This is a genomic window from Chitinophaga cymbidii (assembly GCF_007992715.1).
In the GTDB taxonomy this organism is placed as follows: Bacteria; Bacteroidota; Bacteroidia; order Chitinophagales; family Chitinophagaceae; genus Chitinophaga; species Chitinophaga cymbidii.
Map to the genome: position 1 here is coordinate 1 of NZ_BKAU01000017.1, position 1,391 is coordinate 1,391.

A 1,391-nucleotide genomic window follows, 5' to 3' on the forward strand; every position below is an offset into this window, starting at 1 on the left:
CCTGTGACGCGGTGCCTGACCCGGCGACATTCCAGGTATCGGATAATTGCTCTGTAGAGGCCAACATTGATACATCATTTGCTGAAACACGTACCAATGGCGCTTGTGCTAATACCTATGAGCTGTTAAGAGAATGGACATTGACAGACGAATGCGGCAACGATACCGTTATCAGTCAGCGGATTTACGTGGTTGACACCACTCACCCTGTAGTAGCAGGTGTAGCGCCGAGGGATACCACCGTGTCCTGTGACGCGGTACCTGATCCAGCCACCTTCCTGGTATCCGATAACTGCTCTGTAGAGGCCAATATTGATACGTCATTTGTTGAAACCCGCACCAACGGTGCTTGTGCCAATACTTATGAGCTGTTGAGAGAATGGACATTGACGGATGAATGTGGTAATGACACGGTTATCAGTCAGCGGATCTATGTGATAGATACTACGCACCCTGTAGTGGCTGGCATTGCACCAAGGGACACCACCGTGTCCTGCGATGCCGTGCCTGATCCTGCCACCTTCCTCGTATCAGACAATTGCTCCGCAGCGGCCAACATCGATACCGTATTCACACAAACACGCACCAACGGCGCTTGTGCCAATACCTATCAACTGACCCGCCAATGGAGGCTTATTGACGAGTGTGGCAATGACACCATCATCCGCCAGATCATCAATGTGATCGACACCACGCACCCTGTTGTAGTGGGTATTGCTCCGAGGGATACCACCGTATCCTGTGACGCGGTACCTGATCCGGCTACATTCCAGGTATCTGATAACTGCTCCGTGGAAGCGAATATTGACACGTCGTTTGTTGAAACACGTACCAATGGCGCTTGTGCTAATACTTATGAACTGTTAAGAGAATGGACATTGACAGATGAATGTGGTAATGATACGGTTATCAGCCAGCGGATTTATGTGATAGATACTACGCACCCTAGAGTGGTGGGTGTTGCACCGAGGGATACTACCGTGTCCTGTGACGCAGTACCCGATCCCGCTACATTCCAGGTATCTGATAATTGCTCTGTAGAGGCCAATATTGATACGTCATTTGTTGAAACACGTACCAACGGGGCTTGCGCCAATACTTATGAACTGTTGAGAGAATGGACGTTGACGGATGAATGTGGTAATGACACCGTTATCAGCCAGCGCATCTATGTGATCGATACTACCCACCCGAGAGTGGCAGGCATTGCACCAAGGGATACTACGGTATCTTGTGACGCGGTACCTGACCCGGCTACATTCCAGGTATCTGACAACTGCTCCGTGGAGGCTAACATTGATACAACATTTGTCGAAACCCGCACCAACGGTGCTTGTGCTAATACTTACGAACTGTTGAGAGAATGGACGTTGACGGATGAATGTGGTAAT

The 1,391-nt window shown here is 49.7% G+C and carries 1 protein-coding gene; it reads left to right on the forward strand.

Annotation, left to right across the window (positions count from 1 at the left end; translation table 11 throughout):
* The coding region (locus CCY01nite_RS26710; RefSeq protein ID WP_222614512.1) for a hypothetical protein at window positions 1-1,391 on the forward strand (1,391 nt) is incomplete at both ends.